Genomic DNA, 16595 nt, shown 5'->3' on the forward strand with positions numbered 1-16595 from the left:
CTAAACAATACTTCTGAGTGCGGTGGTTGTCGGTGGGAAACCGGTGCGGCCCCCAGAGACGTTCATCCTTTATTTCGCAAATCGGCGTGCAATCCGACGTGTCAGCGAAAACTCGCCGCCAGTATGTCGATTCCGCTTCTTGGCCATCCATCCTATCAACGATGTTCCTGCCGCCGTCGCAATTAATTCGTTGGGGCGTTCCGTCGTTGCATCCGCCAGGCCGTCGTCGCGGGATGTGGGCGGTTCCGGTTGCCAGGCATGCGGCGTTTGTCGATCGTCCAATGGAGTCGGTTCTGCAGAGATGACACTTGCTCCCGCTAGCTCCCCTGCCGAAAAGTCCGACTCCACTGCCGTTGGTGTCACTTGAGTCGTTTCTAAATCGCTTGGCGTTGCCGCTGGCTCCGAGGGCGTCGACTTCAAAGAATCCAAGTCGAGTTCCTTCAGCTTCAGTAGGCCTCCTTCCAGATCCTCACCCGGAATGATCGGCTTGCCTTGGCGAATCTCTACTCGCAGAATCGACCGCGCGTTTCCTTCCCCCAACACGTATTCGACCTCGTAGGTGCCATCGGGCAGGTTTGCGAATAACGTCTGCAATTTGTCGCCCGAGAGGATGTCGTCGGGCAAGCGTTCCGGTGGGACTTCCGATTCAACGTTCGGATCGGGCGAGATCACACGGATTTGAAAGTACTCGTCGCGGGCCGTCGTTGTCGTGACCGTCGTGGTTTCCGTCGAATGCGTTGTTGTTGTCAGAAGCGTCGACGTCTCGATGTAGGATTCGCTGACGCGACGCACCAATTCGGGATACTCCGGTGGTGGAAAGAACAGCCGTGTCGGAATCGATAGGTTGGGAACCATAAACGACGTCTCGCCATTCTCCAGCAGTGGCGTGGTGATCGGATTGTCGGTCGACGAAATCAATCCGCCATCGACGATCTGGGTTCCCGAGAGTCCCTGTTGGATCGATGCCCCTTCCATCACGATCGATTCGTGTTGTCGAACCGCAAAGCGAACTTCGATCGGACTGGTAGAGGAAACGCGACCGTTGAGCGTGGAGGTTAAGACTTCCGCTTCGGTGTACATGTGATGGACCGTTGTCATTGAGTCGCCATCGATACCGTCGACGACCTCAAACCGCCCACTTTCGGCACCCCAGTCGATTTCGATCGCCAGCCCACGTTCTCCAGTTGTTCCCACGTCGATCGTCAGGTCGCCGCCGAAACCTCCCGGTTCCGATGCGAGAATTGTGGTCGAGACAGTGTCGTAATCGTAGAACGCCGTGTCAGTCACGCCCTCCTCCGGGCGCGGTGCAAAGACGCGGGCGACGCCGGTGCTGGCGCCGGTGTTGATTTCGATCTGATCGCCTAGAACGATCTCGCCGACAGCGCTGATCCTGACCGCGCCAACTGTCGATTGTGCCGCGTGGATTTGAACTCCTTCGTCGATCGTCAGGTCGCCGTCGGTCTGCAACAGGATTCGTCCATTGTCACCACCGGCGACGATTTCGGGATCGGCAGTCCGGTCGCCGCCGTCGTTGCTGAGGTCGGGATCTGCCAGCACGATCGATCCGCCAGCGGACACGCGAATTTCACCGTTGCTGGTTCGCAATACATCGGCGTCGGTTGCTTCATCGCTGGTGACCAAGTTCAATGCGTCGGTCTCGAGGATCTCTAGATCGCCGCGGCCGCTGCCACTGACTTCGGCTTGCAGGTCGTTGATCGTTGTTGTCAGTTGAACCGCGTTGTCGCCATCATCGCTCTGATTCCCCGCGATCAAATGCAGGTCGTCGGCGAAGATCAAATTGTCATCATCGATGTCGGTATCTAGGATGTCATTGTCGGCGGTCAGGTGCACATCGGCGCCCGCCGCTGCGGTAATCTTCGTCACCAAAATGCTGCTCGCCGCACCATTGGCGACCAACGCGATGTCGCGACTGTCGGCCTGGCCAATCGCTGCATCGGAGGAGCTTGCGTTGGTCGACTGCACCTCGGTCGCTGTGATCGTTCCACCCGCGGTGACCGCGATGCGACCGTCTCCTGTGATCACCCGACGCAATTCAATTGCATCGGATTCCACGATTGCGATCGTCCCGGATGTCGTCGCTTCGGCCTCCAAGACGTCGACCGAGGTTTCGATCGCGTTTCCGACGCCGATGCCTAGCGGAGCCGTTAGGATCGCTTCGACCGCCGCGATGTCTTGGTCGGAATCGCCCGCCGGATCGGCGTCGATGATTTGCGATGATTGTGAAGTCAGGATCACATTGGCCATCGTCGATGTGATGTCGCCGATCGTGACGTCTTGTGCCGCTGTCCCGGTGATGTTTCCGGCCACCGATTGCAGCGTTGCTGTTGGAGCCATCGTCAGGTTGCCCGTGGTCGCTGTCAGGGCGATCGTTCCGGCACCGGCTGTTGTCACGTCGACGCCGGCGTTCAGCAGAATGTTGCGGGACGCATCGAGCACGATGGCTCCGCTGCCACTGGCGACGTCGGCGCCAGCGATCAGATCGCTGTCGACGCCGCTTGCGTTGATTTGAACGTTGCCCGATCCGTTGGCCGAGATCGCGCCGTCGCCGGTCGCTGCGGTTCCTTCGTTGAGCGTGATGCTGCCATCGAGCGTTTGTAACGCGATCGAACCGCTGCCGCCCGTCGTGCGCAGATCGCTCTGCAACGCATCGGTCAGATTCGTCGAGGTTGCGTCGTTGGCGATCCGTTGGACCGTCACCTCGACATCGTCGATCGCGATGTTATCGGTCTCGAGCAACTGGTTCCCGCCAGAGGTCGCGCGGCCGCTGAGCGTATCGACATCGGTCTCGATCGCATTGGTTGCCGTTCCAACGCCAATGGCCGCAGCCAAACGCAAGCGGATGGCTGTTACATCGACATTCGCATCGTCGGGATCCGCGTCCAGAATCGAGCCGCCGGTGCTGATCAGCGAGACGTCGGCGTCGGTCGCGACGATATCGCCAATCGTCAGATCGGCTCCCGCCGCCGCGCGGATATCGCCTGCATCGGTTTGCAGTGTGGCAGTTGCCGCCATCGTCAACGCCCCGGTCGTCGCTTCGAGATCGATCGTGCCGTTGGCCGCTGTGGTAACGTTCACGCCAGCGGCGACTGCAATCGAATCGGCGGCGATCAGACTGATATTGCCAACGCCGCTGACAATATTTGCGTTGGCGTTGATCTGCGAACCGAGGCCTTCGGCCGCGATCAGAACGTTCCCGATCCCATCGGCTTGGATCGCGCCATCCCCCGCAGATGCCGTTCCTTCGTTGAGCGTGATCTCTCCGGCGAGCGACCGCAGCACGATACTGCCGTCATCGGTCGTGCGGAGGTCGCTTTGCGCGAGGTCGTTGACCGTCGTTAGCGTCGACCGGAACTCGGGACGCTGCACCTGGACCGCGACATCATCGATACGCAGGCCATCGGCTTCGATCACGTGGACGCCACCGCTTCCCGCACGCGCACTCAGCGTCGCAACTTGGGTCTCCAGTCCGTTGGCCGTCGCTCCGAGGACGCCTACGCCGTCGAAGGCGTTCATTCGCAAGCCCGCTGCCGTGACGTCGATTGCCGCGTCATCCATGTCGGTGTCGACGATCGATCCGGCGATGCTGGTGATACTCACGTTGGCAAGCGTCTCGATGCGGCCGACTGAAATCGTTTGGTCGGCAGCGATATGGATATCGCCGTTTTCCGTTTGCACGCGGGCTTCGGCAGCCATCGCGATGGCGCCGCTGGTTCCCGCCGAAAGGCTCGCGTCGATCACAATCGTCCCGTCGCCGCCGGTCTGCACTGTGACATCGTTTGCCAGTTCGATGGACTCTTGAGCTTGCAAGCCGATCTGGCCGCTTCCGCTGAAGACCGATCCATTGATGTTCAGGTTGCCCGACCCGCGTGCGTCCAACAGGACGTCGCCGCCCCCCGCTGCACTCACTGCGCCCCCGTCGTCGTCACCATCGTCGAGTGTTAGATCGCCATCGGACGCGACAACTTTGATCGAACCGGAATCGGTTGTCTCCAGATCGGCGAGCGTTTGCGAATCTTCGGATGTGGTCGAATTGAAATGCACGCGATTCACATCGACGGTGACCGCGTCGACGATCAGATCGCCCGCGGTCTGATGCAGGTAGATTCCATCGGCGCTGCGTGCGGCAACGCGTTGGGCCGCGATGTCGATCGCTTTCAGATTGTCGCTTGGCAGGCTCGATGGATCGGGCGATCCGATACTTCCCTCGCCATCGGAGTTCGCGTCGGCGATCAACATGACCGCGCCCGCGGTGATGTTGAGTGCGGCTCCGTTGCCATCGACGATGTTCCCGGCCGCCGACAAACGGACCGCGTCGGTTCCCGCGTCGATCGCTTGGACGACAAGATCGCTCTCGCCCAGCGATTCGATGGCGATATCGCCACCGCTGGTTATCGTTGAACCCGCTAGCATGTGGAAGCCATCGACGGCTGGCGTTTCGGCGAACGCATTGCCCGCTTGGATCCACACCGTCCCCTCGCCACCCGCGGAAAGATCGGCAGCTAACGCAATGTCGTCCCCAGCGGAAATGCTCACGTTGCCCAAATCGCTCGATACGCCTGCGTTGATCACGACATCGGAAGCGTTTCCACCGGCGGCGATCAACACGTCGCCCAAGCCGGCGGCGCGGACACCGTTGTCGTCGACATCCCCTTCGTTAATCGTGATCGTTCCGGCCAACGTCTTCAATTTGATGGGGCCGGCATCGGTCGTCTCAAGATCCGAAAGGCTGGTATCGGTGATCGTGGTCACCGTCGCGTCGGCGCCCACCTGTTGGACCGAAATGTCGGTCGTGTGATCGATCGCGATAGCGTCGGATTCAAGGATGTAGATCCCGTCGCCAGCGACAGCCGCTAGCGTAGTCACGGCGGTTTGAATCGCGTGGTCGTTGCTTTCAATGGAGTTGCCGGTATCGGAGGTTCCGATCGTCCCCGTTTGGTTCCCGTTTGCATCGGCAACGATTCGCAATGCATCGCCGCGAACATTGACTAACGTCGCCCCATTGTTATCCAGAACGTCGCGTTCGGCGAGCAACGAAACGTCTCCGGTTCCGGCATCGATTAGGCCCAGGAACAGGTCGCTTTCACCAGCGGCTTGCAAGCGGATGTTTCCACCTCCGGAAACTGTTTGCGCGTCCGAACGCATCACGATTCCATCGTTGCCGACACCATCATCGTTTGAATTGGAGGCCGTTAGGGAGATGGTCCCTTCGCCGCCGGTCATCAGATCGGCATTCTGATGGATGTCGTCCGCTGCGTTGATGCTCACGTGGCCGCTTTGGCTGCGGACATCGCCGTCGATGATAATGTCTGCCGTCGTTGCAATCGTCTGCAGCAAGACGTTGCCGCTGCCATGGGCGACGACCGCATTGCCGTCTGCCGCGGCGGTACCGTCGGTTAGCGTGACGTCGCCAGCGAGCGACCGCAGGACGATGCTGCCGTTATCGGATGTCGTCACCAAGTCGCTTTGTGCCCCGTCGATAACTTCGACAACCGACGCGTCGGAGGTGACGCGGTTGACTGTGATAGCGACGTCGCCGACGGTAATTCCGTTGGATTCCAACAAGTTGATACCGCCAGCGGCCGCGCGAGCCGTGACGACGTCGACGCTTGTTTCGATCGCGTTGCTGCTGGCGCCCAAGGTTCCGATTCCTTCGGCCGCGTTTAGGCGAAGCCCTTGTGCCGTGACGTCGATGTCGGCGTCATCGGGATCGGCGTCGAGGATCGATCCGGTGCGAGCGGTCAGCGAAACGTTGGCATCGGTGGCGACGATGTCGCCGATCGTCAAATCGTTGTTGGCAACTCCTCGGATATCGCCAGCGACCGATTGCAACGTTGCGGTTGCGTCCATCGCCAGCGATCCGGTCGATGCTTCGACGTCGATGGTGCCATCGGTTCCTGTTTGAACATCGACATCTGCGTTCAGCTTTAGGTCGCCGGCGGCAATTAAACTGAGGTTGCCAGAGGTCGAACGAATGTCTGCGTCGACAACGATATCGGCGTCGATGCCTTCAGCTGCAATCAAGACGTTGCCGCTGCCATCGGCGACGACCGCATTGCCGTCTGTCGCGGCGTGACCGTCGGTTAGCGTGACGTCGCCAGCGAGCGACCGCAGGACGATGCTGCCGTTATCGGCTGTCGTCCCCAAGTCGCTTTGTGCCGCGTCTTCGACCACGACGACCGACGCGTCGGAGGCAACGCGGTTGACGGTGATCGCGACATCGCCGACGGTAACTGCGTCGGATTCCAATAGGTTGATTCCGCCAACGGCCGCGCGCGCTGTGACGACGCCAATGCTTGTTTCGATCGCGTTGCTGCTGGCGCCCAAGGTTCCGATTCCTTCGGCCGCGTTTAGGCGAAGCCCTTGTGCCGTGACGTCGATGTCATCGCCATCGGCGTCGAGGATCGATCCGGTGCGAGCGGTCAGTGAAACGTTGGCATTGGTGGCGAAGATGTCGCCGATCGTAAGGTCGTTGTTTGCCACTCCTCGGATATCGCCAGCAACCGACTGCAGCGTCGCGGTTGCGTCCATCGTCAGCAATCCCGCCGAAGCTTCGACGTCGATGGTGCCATCGGTTCCTGTTTGAACATCGACATCTGCGTTCAGCTTTAGGTCGCCGGCGGCAATTAAACTGAGGTTGCCAGAGGTCGAACGAATGTCTGCGTCGACAACGGTATCGGCGTCGATGCCTTCAGCTGCAATCAAGACATTGCCGCTGCCATGGGCAACGACAGCATTGCCGTCCGCGGTTGCGGTCCCATCGGTCAGCGTGATATCGCCGGCGAGCGACCGCAGGACGACGCTGCCGTTTCCGCCAATTGTCACCAGGTCGCTTTGCGAGCCATCGACGATTGCGGTGGGGACTGTCGTTGCCGAAACGCGGTAGACGGTCGCGTCGACATCGCCCACCGTCACGCCATCGCTCTCAACCAGATGAATGCCGCCGCTGGCGGATCGGCCGCTGACGACGTCGACACTTGTTTCGATGGCATTGGAGGATGCGCCCAGTTCCCCAAAGCCGACAGCGGCATCGAATCGCAGACGTTGCGCGACGACATCGAGATCCGAGTCGTTGGCGTCGGCATCGAGGATCGATCCTGTGGCGCTTGTCAGTGAAACGGTGGCAGCCGAGGCAACGATATCGCCGATCGTGAAGTCGTCGTGGGCGGAAACTCGAATGTCGCCATCAGTTGATTGCAGAATCGCGGTCGTATCCATCGCGATCGCGCCGCCGGTCGAATAGAGATCGATCGTTCCCGAGCCGGATGTCTGTACCTGAACGTCGCTTCCCAAACCGATCGAATCGGCGGAGAGCAGAGAGATGTGTCCGGCATCGGACTGAACGCGAGCGGCGCTGGTCAAAGCGATCTGCCCCGCAGCGCTGCCGATCCGCGGGCTGCCGTTATTGAAATCGGTCCCCGAACTCAACAGGATCGCGCCGGCCTGAGTCGCTGTAACCGCAACGGCCGCCACCGCGATCGAATCGCCAGCCAGCAGGTGAATGTTTCCCGAACCGCCCGACGCGGTAACCGCGGCAGCGATAGAGAGGTCGCTGTCGACCGTATTTCCTTCGGCGGCCAGAGTGATATCGCCGCCATCGCTGTTGAGGATCCCATTGCCCACCGCGACTTGAAATGCCCCAGCGGTGCGGATTGTGATGATTCCCAACGCGTTGTTGTTCAAGGGATCGATAATCGCAATCCCCGACAATCCGTCGACCGTCGTGACGGATAGCTCTTTGGCATTTTGAAGATGAATATCGCCCGCGTTGGTAACCGCGGCGAGGTTGGAAACATCGAGATCGAGATCCGCGTCGTCGGCAGCGGTTCCCGAGCCGATTCCCGTTGCGGATCGCAGCGCGGCCGATGTCGCTGTAATGTTGGCAGATTCGTCGGAGCTGCGATTGTCGACGATCCGCCCGTCGGTGGTGGTGATCGCGACGGTTTCCGCCGACACGATTCGGCTGATCCCAATGTCTCCTTGGGCGCTCATGCGAACATCAGCAGTTCCCGCAGCGAGCGTCGACGTATCGTGCATCGTGATGCCCGCGATAGCGTCGAATGTGACATCGCCATCGGTGTCGCCACCGCTGGTGTCGATGCTGACACCGTCGTGGATGGCGATCGTTTCGGCGGTAACCGTCAGGGTGCCGGTGACGCTTCCCGATCCCAGCAACAACGCGCCCAGCGAGCTATTGAAATTGACGACGTCCGCGACGCCATCGTCGCCGTTGATCGAGAGTGCCGCGTGGTAATCGGCATCCAGCGAATCAATGTTGATTGTTTGGTCGCCGTCGCCACCGTTGATCGTCAACGAGACGTTGGGGTTGTTGAAATGGACAACTTCGCTGAGCGGAACGCCACCGAATTCGGAACCGATCTTATTGTCTAGCGGCGGCAGCATCGGATCTGCCGAATCGCCGGGGCTGGACAACGTGATCGTTTCGATGGCTGCAGTGGAGTTGAAAGTGAAGCTGCGATCGTCGACGTTCAGACTGTCGTAGATCGGTTCCAGCCCGTCGTAGTGGATCGTGGTCGTACCACCGAGTCCGCCGTTGTGGCTGGCGTCGGTGATCGCGATCGAACCGACATGCCCTGCGATTCCTTCGTCTGCGAAGAAGTAGTGCACGCTGTCGATCGTCGTCTGTGCCAGTCCGGATTCGAGAATCAGAGCGTCGCCGTCGAGCGTTTGCGAACCCGCGTTAAAGAAGATCCCACCGCCGACGTCGATGCTGCCGCCGTCGGGCTGGACGATCTTCATGACATCGTCACCGCCGTAGCTGTCGAAGGTCAGCGAGGTGATGTCGCTGAAGACGACGGGGCCAAGCGTGGTTTCGCTGGCCGTGCCGACTCCCGTTGTCAAGACAAACGTTCCCGATCCGCCGCCGTCGAACGTGACCACTAATAAGTCGTTCAGGTCGGTCCCCGCGATCACGATGTCTTCGGTGCCAACCGGCGTGGGATCGCCTTGATTGGCTCCGATGTGTGGCGTCGCGGTTGCGATATCAGCTTGGAACGAAATCGATTGGTAAGCCGCGGCGGAACCGTACCGCAGGGCGAAGAAGTCGGGCAGCGTCGATCCGGCAAATCCGACCTGTTCTCCGTCGAAGAACGGATCGGCATCCGCGCCCGTCCGATTTGATGCGTCCAGCGGTTGGTTCGAATCGATGTCGTTGCCGAAGAATACGTTGTTGGTCACAACCGCATTGACCGGCGTGATCACGCCGCTGCTTTGGACCGCCGCCGCATCGCCCGATGCAAAGCCGTCGAAGATGTTGTCTTGGATCGAAATCCGGTCGGCGCCAGGGATCGCCGGATCGATCGAGACGCCAACGCTTTCGGCGGGCAGGCTGGCGTCGTGCCAGTGGAATGTGTTGTTGTGGATCGTCAAGCCATCGGTGCCGACGACGCGATCGGCGATCGCGACGGTGATGTACTGGTCGCCCGCGCTGGGAGTGTCGGTGGGATCGATGCCGTTGGCGAAATAGTTGAACGCGATCGTGCCGCTGACGGTCGCGCCGGGTGCTCCCGGCGAAGAGCCGATCGAAATCGGGCCTTCGCCGTGGAGATGGTCTTCGCTGAATTGGTTCCCCGTGATCAGCAGTCGTTCGCCGCTGCCGCCACTTCCGTCGCGGATCGCTGCGGATGCCCAACGCCCTGCAAAGTTGGAATCGGAGACGACCAGATCGTCTGCGTTTTCGAAGACGATCGCGCTGCGGTAGCCTTCGTCATTTGAAGGATCGCCACCCAACGTTTCGCCAAACTGAACTCGATCGATCGTCGTCTGGTCAGCGTGCGTCACAACCACGTTGCCTTGACCGTCGTTGGATAGAAAGTCGACCCATCCCAACTGCATGCCGCGAAGCGTGACGTTATCGGCGGTGAGCCGGATCGCTTCGTCATCGATGCCGACCGGAGCAACCGCTTTGCGGATCTCCGTTTGGTTCATGCCTTGGCCTTCGATCGTCACCGATCGATCGATCAGCAGTGTTCCGGAATGGGCAAACGTCCCTGCGTCGACGTAAACCGTTCCGCCCGAATCGACATTTGCGATCGCTTCGGCAAGCGTTCCGAAGGCATCGATTCCGTACAGCCCCGGTTGGTTGCCGTCGGTATTGAAGTCGACGTCGGCGATCAACGTTCCCGGCGTCTGAGTGAAGCTGTTGGAAACAAACACCTCGGACCGCGACGCTGGAATTCCGGTCAGCACGACATCGTTGCCGTCGCCACCGTTGTAGTCGATGCGGTACCGAAGGCCTCCCGCAGCGGTCACCGTATCGCCGTTTTCCAACACGACGTTCGACGTGTCGACAAACCGACCGACGATGGCATCGGAGCCATCGTTGTCGATGATCGTATAGACGTCGCGAGGATTCGCTTCGGTCGATCCCAGGTCTTCGAGATCCAGCACAACACCGGTGCCAATCGTCACTGAACCTTGAACCTGCATCTGATCGTAATCGATCCCCGCGACGCCGCCGGTCGGTGTGATCAGCGGATCGGCGGAATCGTGGTCGTCGATCTCGACGTCGAACGTTGTGTTGTCGGCGAAGTTCAAATCGGCAACCGCCATGATCCCCGGGCTGTTGCCTGGCGACAGGGTGCTGCCCGATTGAAGGTTCACGTTGGCGGTCAGGTCGCCCGCTTGAACGGTTCCGGTTCCCGAGAGGACTGCGCCGTCGTGAACGTTCAGGTCTGCATCGCTTCCGCCGCCAACAAGGTCAAACTCACCCGAGATCTCGATTGTCGATGAGCCGCCCGAGGCGTCGTTGGTCTGCAGCAGCGTCGAAGCCATGCCGGTGATTTCGATCGGTTGCAGGCCATCGAAAGCGATCGTTGTCGATGCTAGCGACGGATCGCCGACTTGCAGCGAACCATCGGCTGGCAGCAGGGTGTCGAGAGCGTAGATCGCCGACTGAGTTCCGCTGCCGATCACGCTCAAGCGATCCAGTGGAGCTCCGCTGGGATCGCTCGCCGCCCCGCCGTGATAGCTGATGTTTGGGATCGATGAGGGGAGCGGGGCGGCGCTGAAATCGACGACCAACAGGTCTTGTCCCTCCCCCAAGGAGACATCGATCGAAGTGACACCCGCGAGCGACGCAACCGGTGCTCCCAGTTCGTCGACAATCTCCAGCGGGGAGCCCAACTCGGTAATCTGCAGTTCGCCGTCGGTGTTGGTATCGATCGTCACCGTTTCGTTGGCGGCGGCAGCATCGCTGGTGATGACCAATTCCCCCATCGCCGACAGCACGCCGCTGGCGTCCAAGACGATTCGTTTTTCGAGGCGTCCCACCGTTAAAGGGGCTGCGCGACGCAACCGCACCGGCAGCGGCGGCCGCGCGGCCCGAGGGCTTTGCGCTCGCATCAGCTGGCGTGCCCAAGCGTTCGCTTGGGACAACCTTCGGAGGACGTGTAGCAATCGCATCGACGAGATCTACCTGGTCAGCGGCCATTGGGATTAACGAACGCACGGGTATCCGGACCGTTCAGAATAACCGCTTATCGTAGTTGCCGCACGCTAACCGCAGATCGTTTTCCGCAGACAAACAGGCAACTTTCCCCACGTGTGAGGAGACCCGCAATCCGTTTCGACTTGGCTTTGCCGGTTGTATCAAACCTGTCGACGGTAACAGTAACGCTGGTGGCAAGGCGTGGGGATGTCGATGATCATCTAAAGCTGGTCCACCGATCCCTCGTTTTGTGGACCGTTTTCGTGGCATTCTCCAGCCTAGAGTAACGATGATGCGACCGCAGATTCCCACAATCGCAGCTTTGCTAGCAGTGTCTGTGACTCCTTTTTTCTGCCAGCACCAGGCCGTTGCGGCCGATCTTGACAGGGAGGATAGAGTCGCCCGCGTTTTCCAAGTTGAGATGATCCAACCGCCATCGTCGGAAAGCGACAGTGAGTCGGCGGCACCCGATCAGGGGAAGCCGTCGGCGAAGGGGAAATCCAAGTCGCCCAAGCGAGATCCGATTGCCGAGCGTTTAGCGAGCTTGATGAAGCCGTTGGACCGAATCAAGTTGGAACCGGTCAGCGACGGTTCAAAGGCCCCCAAAGACAAAGCGGCCGCACTGCTGTCGGGTGAAGTGACAGTGATTGAGGCGGACTTCCATCCATTTTCGCCTCTGAATCGGTATCCCATCTGCTCGTGCCACAATCCATTGTACTTTGAAGAACCCGATCTAGAACGCTGCGGCAATGGTTGTGGTATCGCGACCACCGCCGTTTCGGCGGTCCATTTCTTGGCCAACACGCTGACGCTGCCATATCAAATCGCAGCCGATCCGCCCTGCACGACAGAGTGTGCCGCCGGCGATTGCCGTTGCTGCCAAGAGATGTCGCGAATGCGTCCGTTTGAATGCAAGCTGCACGCGGCGACACTGCAGGGACTCGCCACAGCCGGTTTTGTTTTCCTGCTGCTCTAATCTGTGCGACCAAAACTTATCCGAGGGCCGATTCGCTGTTCGCGCCATCGGCAGTCGTCATGAGACGAAATCGATCTACCGGCACGGATCTCGGATCGTTTCGGGACATTCCAAGCCCCGAGTGGAGCGTCTAGAGGACATCATCGGGCAACGGTCGTAGCACCGAACCGTGGTAGAAAAACTGAAGAGCGATCGGCCGGCCAACGGCTGCTGCTGAGAACAGCCGCTGGATTGGGGGGACGGACCAATCGCGACCTGCAAGCTGCAGGTCGGCGGTCGCAGAAAGGGCTGCGACTTAGATATCGATCTCGATCTTTTCCGCGTTGGCTGCTTCCCGCAGCTTCGACAACGCGCGGGCTTCGATTTGACGAATCCGCTCCTTCGTCACGCCCAACTCCTCGCCGACCTCTTTCAAAGTCTGCGGTTCGTTGCGACGTCCCAGACCGAAGCGAGCGCTGATGATCCGTTGTTCGCGGTCGTCCAAGCGATTCAGGATTCGATTGACCTGACGTTGGCGACGTTGATGCGCCGATTCCTCGGCGATCGGATCTTTGCGTTCATCTTGAGCGGCCAGGAACGGTTCCTCACCGGTGGTGCGGAAGCGATCGCGGTGCTTGAATTCGTCCGGAATCGTGCGGGCGAAGTTCTTCATGATCGACCAACTGGCATAAGTACTGAACTTGTTGCCGCGGGCGTAATCGAACTTCTCGACCGCGCGGATCAATGACATGTTGCCATCGCTGACCAGACCAAAGAAGTCGTCGGTCGATCCAACGTGTCGTTTCGCGATCGAAACGACCAACCGCAAGTTCGATTGAACGATCTTATTTTTCGTCTGCACCGCTTGTTCGTAAAGGGCTTCGATTTCGTCCATCAGCGACGTTTTCGCGTTGCCAGGAGTCAGTTGCTCGCGGAGCTTGTTCGCTTTGTGCTTGAGGTAGTTCATCTTGCGGAACAGGTAATATTCCTGTTCGCGATCCAGTAGCGGCACGTCGTACAGGCTGGCCAAGTAAGGTGGCAGGCCTGCGGGTACGCGTAGCTTGCGCGGCGCCTTCTCCGGTTCGGGCATCGCGCCCAAGATCGCCGGTTCCAGGGCGGCGTTTTCGAAGTCCTCGTTGAACATATAGTCCAGCGGCAGTTCCATGATCCGAGCGGCACGCATGTCGACAAGGATTCGTTGGATGCTGCTGCGCGTGCGACCGTAGCGTTTGCACAACTGAGGGACCGTGGTGCCGCGACGGGCCAATTGGAAGATCGCCCGTTTGTCATCTTCGGTCAATGCACCGCGATGGTTCGGGAAGATCGCCAATTGGGGATTTTCGGCATCGTAGTTCTTCAGGGTGTAGCGGATCGTTTCAGCACTGCGGCTCATCCGCGCCGACAGGCGGCGAGTGACTTCCGACAGACTGGTGCCGCGAGTCGCCATCTGGCGAGCGCGTTCGATCATCTCGCCCTTCTCGTCTTCGCTCAGCTGGCTGAACCGCTCGCCGCGTTTGACGCGGTCCTTATTGCGAGCCACGAAGTGCTCGACACTGCTGTGCAGAAAGCCAACGCGTTTGCGACCCTCGAAGACAAATCGACGACTGACCAGACCCTGATCGCGCCAGCGGCTGATCGTCTTGGTCGAGACGTTAAACATCTTGCTCAGATCGTCGACGGTATGAACCGGTTCGGCTGCTTCATCGGCATTGATATCGGCGGCGTCGGAGACATCTTCGACGAACAGACGCAGGTCGTGCCGGATATCTTTGCCGTGGACCAAACGACGCGAGGGTTGCTCGGGGCGATAATCGGTGATGCGGAAACAGACGAGATCAAAGGGGTAATCCTTAGTTGTCTCGATTTCTGAAAGCAGTTTCTCTGCTCGCGCGGCTTGCTCCAGCTTTTTGCTGCGAGGAGCAAAACGCAGGTGGTCGCGCAGTTCTTTGACGGCTTGATCGCGATAGTCTTCGTGCATCACACTTATTCCCCGTATACCGACAGCGACGGCATCCCTACGACCCCGGCGGGTCGCTCCGTCATTGCTGCCTAAAATTAGGCCCGGGATTCGCCTCTTCCCGAGGCGGGTTAACGTGGACAACGACTTCCGGACTCCTTGTCCTTCCGTCGAGTCGTGTTACGAAAAGCAAAGCGTCTGAGTTCTGTTCAGATTCTGCTTTTAAAACAACGACTTCGTTGTCAACGTACATCGTTCAAACTCGATCAATCTTGGGCAATCGCCTGACAGATTGAATCCTATCATTAGTACGCGTGTTTCGCTGTGAAGCTCGTCACACATTACAAGACGCTTCGAGTTAAAGGTCCTTACTAGGAAATTAGAGGCCAAACCGTGCAAAAGCGTTCACAAATTACTGTCCAAATTCGACTAAGTGTCTGAAAACAAAGGACTTAAATTTTTCAGCTCGCTTCGGCTACCCACCTTTGGGGCTTTGTAACTTGTTCTTTTTCTGCTCGGGAGCTATGTAAAAACTGTCCAGTGGTATCAATTTGACACCAGTTTGTCGCAATTTGCACCAACGTTCTGCCAGTTTGGCCGCCTACGCTTCCTTTCGTCTCAATATTGTATCGAAGGGGCAACCGTCGCAATTGACGCGCCGGGGCCATTGAGTGTTTCAGATTGAGGTATCAGCCGGGACGTCCTAGCGTCCGGTTCTCTTGGACCACGCCGCGCTCGCGCGTGTCGGCTAATTTGCCTAAACACAAACACGGATGAGCCGTGATTCACGAGCCGATCGCCGTAAGGATCTTTAAGTAGGCAGGTTGGAGGAGCAGTTTATTCGTGGCGCAACGCTTCGATCGGATTCATCCGAGCGGCGCGGATCGCCGGATAGAGGCCGCTGAGGATGCCGACACCCATCGCGATCACGACGGCGATCGGAATCGAAAGCTCGACAATTTGTGGCCTCGCCTCGCGGATCGCCTCGGGAAGCGCTGCGAGCTTCTCGGGGATAAATTCGGTCGCCAACAGCCGCATGCCGTCGTACATCCACGGACTCAGCAGCCCCAGGACGATCCCAAGCAGCGAGCCGACGAAGCTGAGCACGATCGTTTCGACGAGAAATTGCCAAACGATATCGGCCCGTTTGGCCCCTAGAGCGCGGCGAATCCCGATCTCTCGAGTCCGCTCGGTAACGCTGGCCAACATGATGTTCATGATGCCGATGCCGCCGACGAACAGCGAGATGAAAGCGATCAGAACGCCGATGCCGATAAACATCAGCCGCATGTTCTCGGCTTGTTCCAACAACTCCAGGGGGAAGACGACCGAGATGTCGTTCAGCGCGGTATGGCGCGGCCCCAGCAGATCCTCGATAAATGCGGCGGTCGTCCGGACGTTGCTAACCTTGTCGATCTTCAGCGTGATCTGGTTGAGTTCGACGATGTCCATCGAGAAGCTGCCGCTGCCGCGGGTCACGATCGTATCACCGATCCGTTGTTCGAGCGTCTTCAGCGGGATGTAGACGTCGCTGGAAAAGTCTTGCGAATCGAGCGAGCCGCCGATCGCCGCCGACGCGGTGCGATGCTTCAGCACGCCGACGACGCGATAGAAATCGGTGTGCTCGGGGAGATAGATCCGCTTGCCGATCGGGTTTTCAAACGGGAACAGCTTTTCCGCCACCTTGGCCGCCAGCACACAGACGCTATCGCGTTTAAGGTTGTTCAGATCGGTGATGAATTGCCCCGAAGCTCCCTCGGGCCCCGGCTGCAGTTCCAGTTTTGTGACGTCGGCATATTCGGGGGTGCAGCCGACCAGGCGGCCATCGATCGACCGGTCCTGATACATGAACTGGCGTTTGATTTCGCGAATTGGCAGGGCGCTGCGAATCGTCGGCACGGTGGCGATCAACAGATCCAGTTCATCGCGCGACAGACCGTAGGGGACCGCGCTGCGGCCGGCGAAGACGTCGCTTGGTGGTTTGACCGTGCGGACGATGATCGTGTCGGCACCAAGGCTCTCGATCTGCTCCTGGACCACGCGACTGGCACCGTTGCTGATCGCCGTCAGCGCGATCACCACCGCCACGCCGATCAAGATGCCAAGCATCGTTAGACCGCTGCGGAGCGGATGCAGCATCAAACTTTTGACGCCCAATCGGAAGGTTCTCAGAAGCAACATAGATGTTCAGGTTTCGTCGGTGTTGGCAATGCTTC

The 16595-nt window shown here is 59.3% G+C and carries 4 protein-coding genes; 1 reads left to right on the forward strand and 3 read right to left on the reverse strand.

Going from position 1 to position 16595, the window contains the following annotated elements:
- Positions 1 to 69: 69 nt before the first annotated feature.
- Entirely contained in the window at positions 70 to 11310 is an 11241-nt protein-coding gene (locus tag EC9_RS22390) for a beta strand repeat-containing protein (protein WP_218934356.1), read from the reverse strand.
- 578 nt (positions 11311 to 11888) lie between these two features.
- Here EC9_RS22390 and EC9_RS22395 point away from each other — a divergent pair.
- Entirely contained in the window at positions 11889 to 12443 is a 555-nt protein-coding gene (locus tag EC9_RS22395; RefSeq protein WP_145348285.1) for a hypothetical protein, read from the forward strand.
- A gap of 295 nt (positions 12444 to 12738) precedes the next feature.
- Here the strand turns inward: EC9_RS22395 and EC9_RS22400 are convergent, their stop codons facing one another.
- A complete protein-coding gene (locus tag EC9_RS22400; RefSeq protein ID WP_145348286.1) occupies positions 12739 to 14400 on the reverse strand; it encodes a sigma-70 family RNA polymerase sigma factor in 1662 nt (553 codons plus the stop codon).
- Positions 14401 to 15216: 816 nt separating this feature from the next.
- On the reverse strand, positions 15217 to 16560 hold the full coding sequence (locus tag EC9_RS22405; RefSeq protein WP_145348287.1) for an ABC transporter permease: 1344 nt from the start codon (positions 16558 to 16560) through the stop codon (positions 15217 to 15219).
- Positions 16561 to 16595 lie beyond the last annotated feature (35 nt).

This window comes from Rosistilla ulvae (assembly GCF_007741475.1).
Lineage (GTDB): Bacteria > Planctomycetota > Planctomycetia > Pirellulales > Pirellulaceae > Rosistilla > Rosistilla ulvae.

Bases quoted from the DNA above. Each gene is read 5' to 3' on its own strand.
- EC9_RS22405 (WP_145348287.1), bottom strand. From the start codon at position 16,560: ATGTTGCTTCTGAGAACCTTCCGATTGGGCGTCAAAAGTTTGATGCTG.
- EC9_RS22400 (WP_145348286.1), bottom strand. From the start codon at position 14,400: ATGCACGAAGACTATCGCGATCAAGCCGTCAAAGAACTGCGCGACCAC.
- EC9_RS22395 (WP_145348285.1), top strand. From the start codon at position 11,889: ATGATCCAACCGCCATCGTCGGAAAGCGACAGTGAGTCGGCGGCACCC.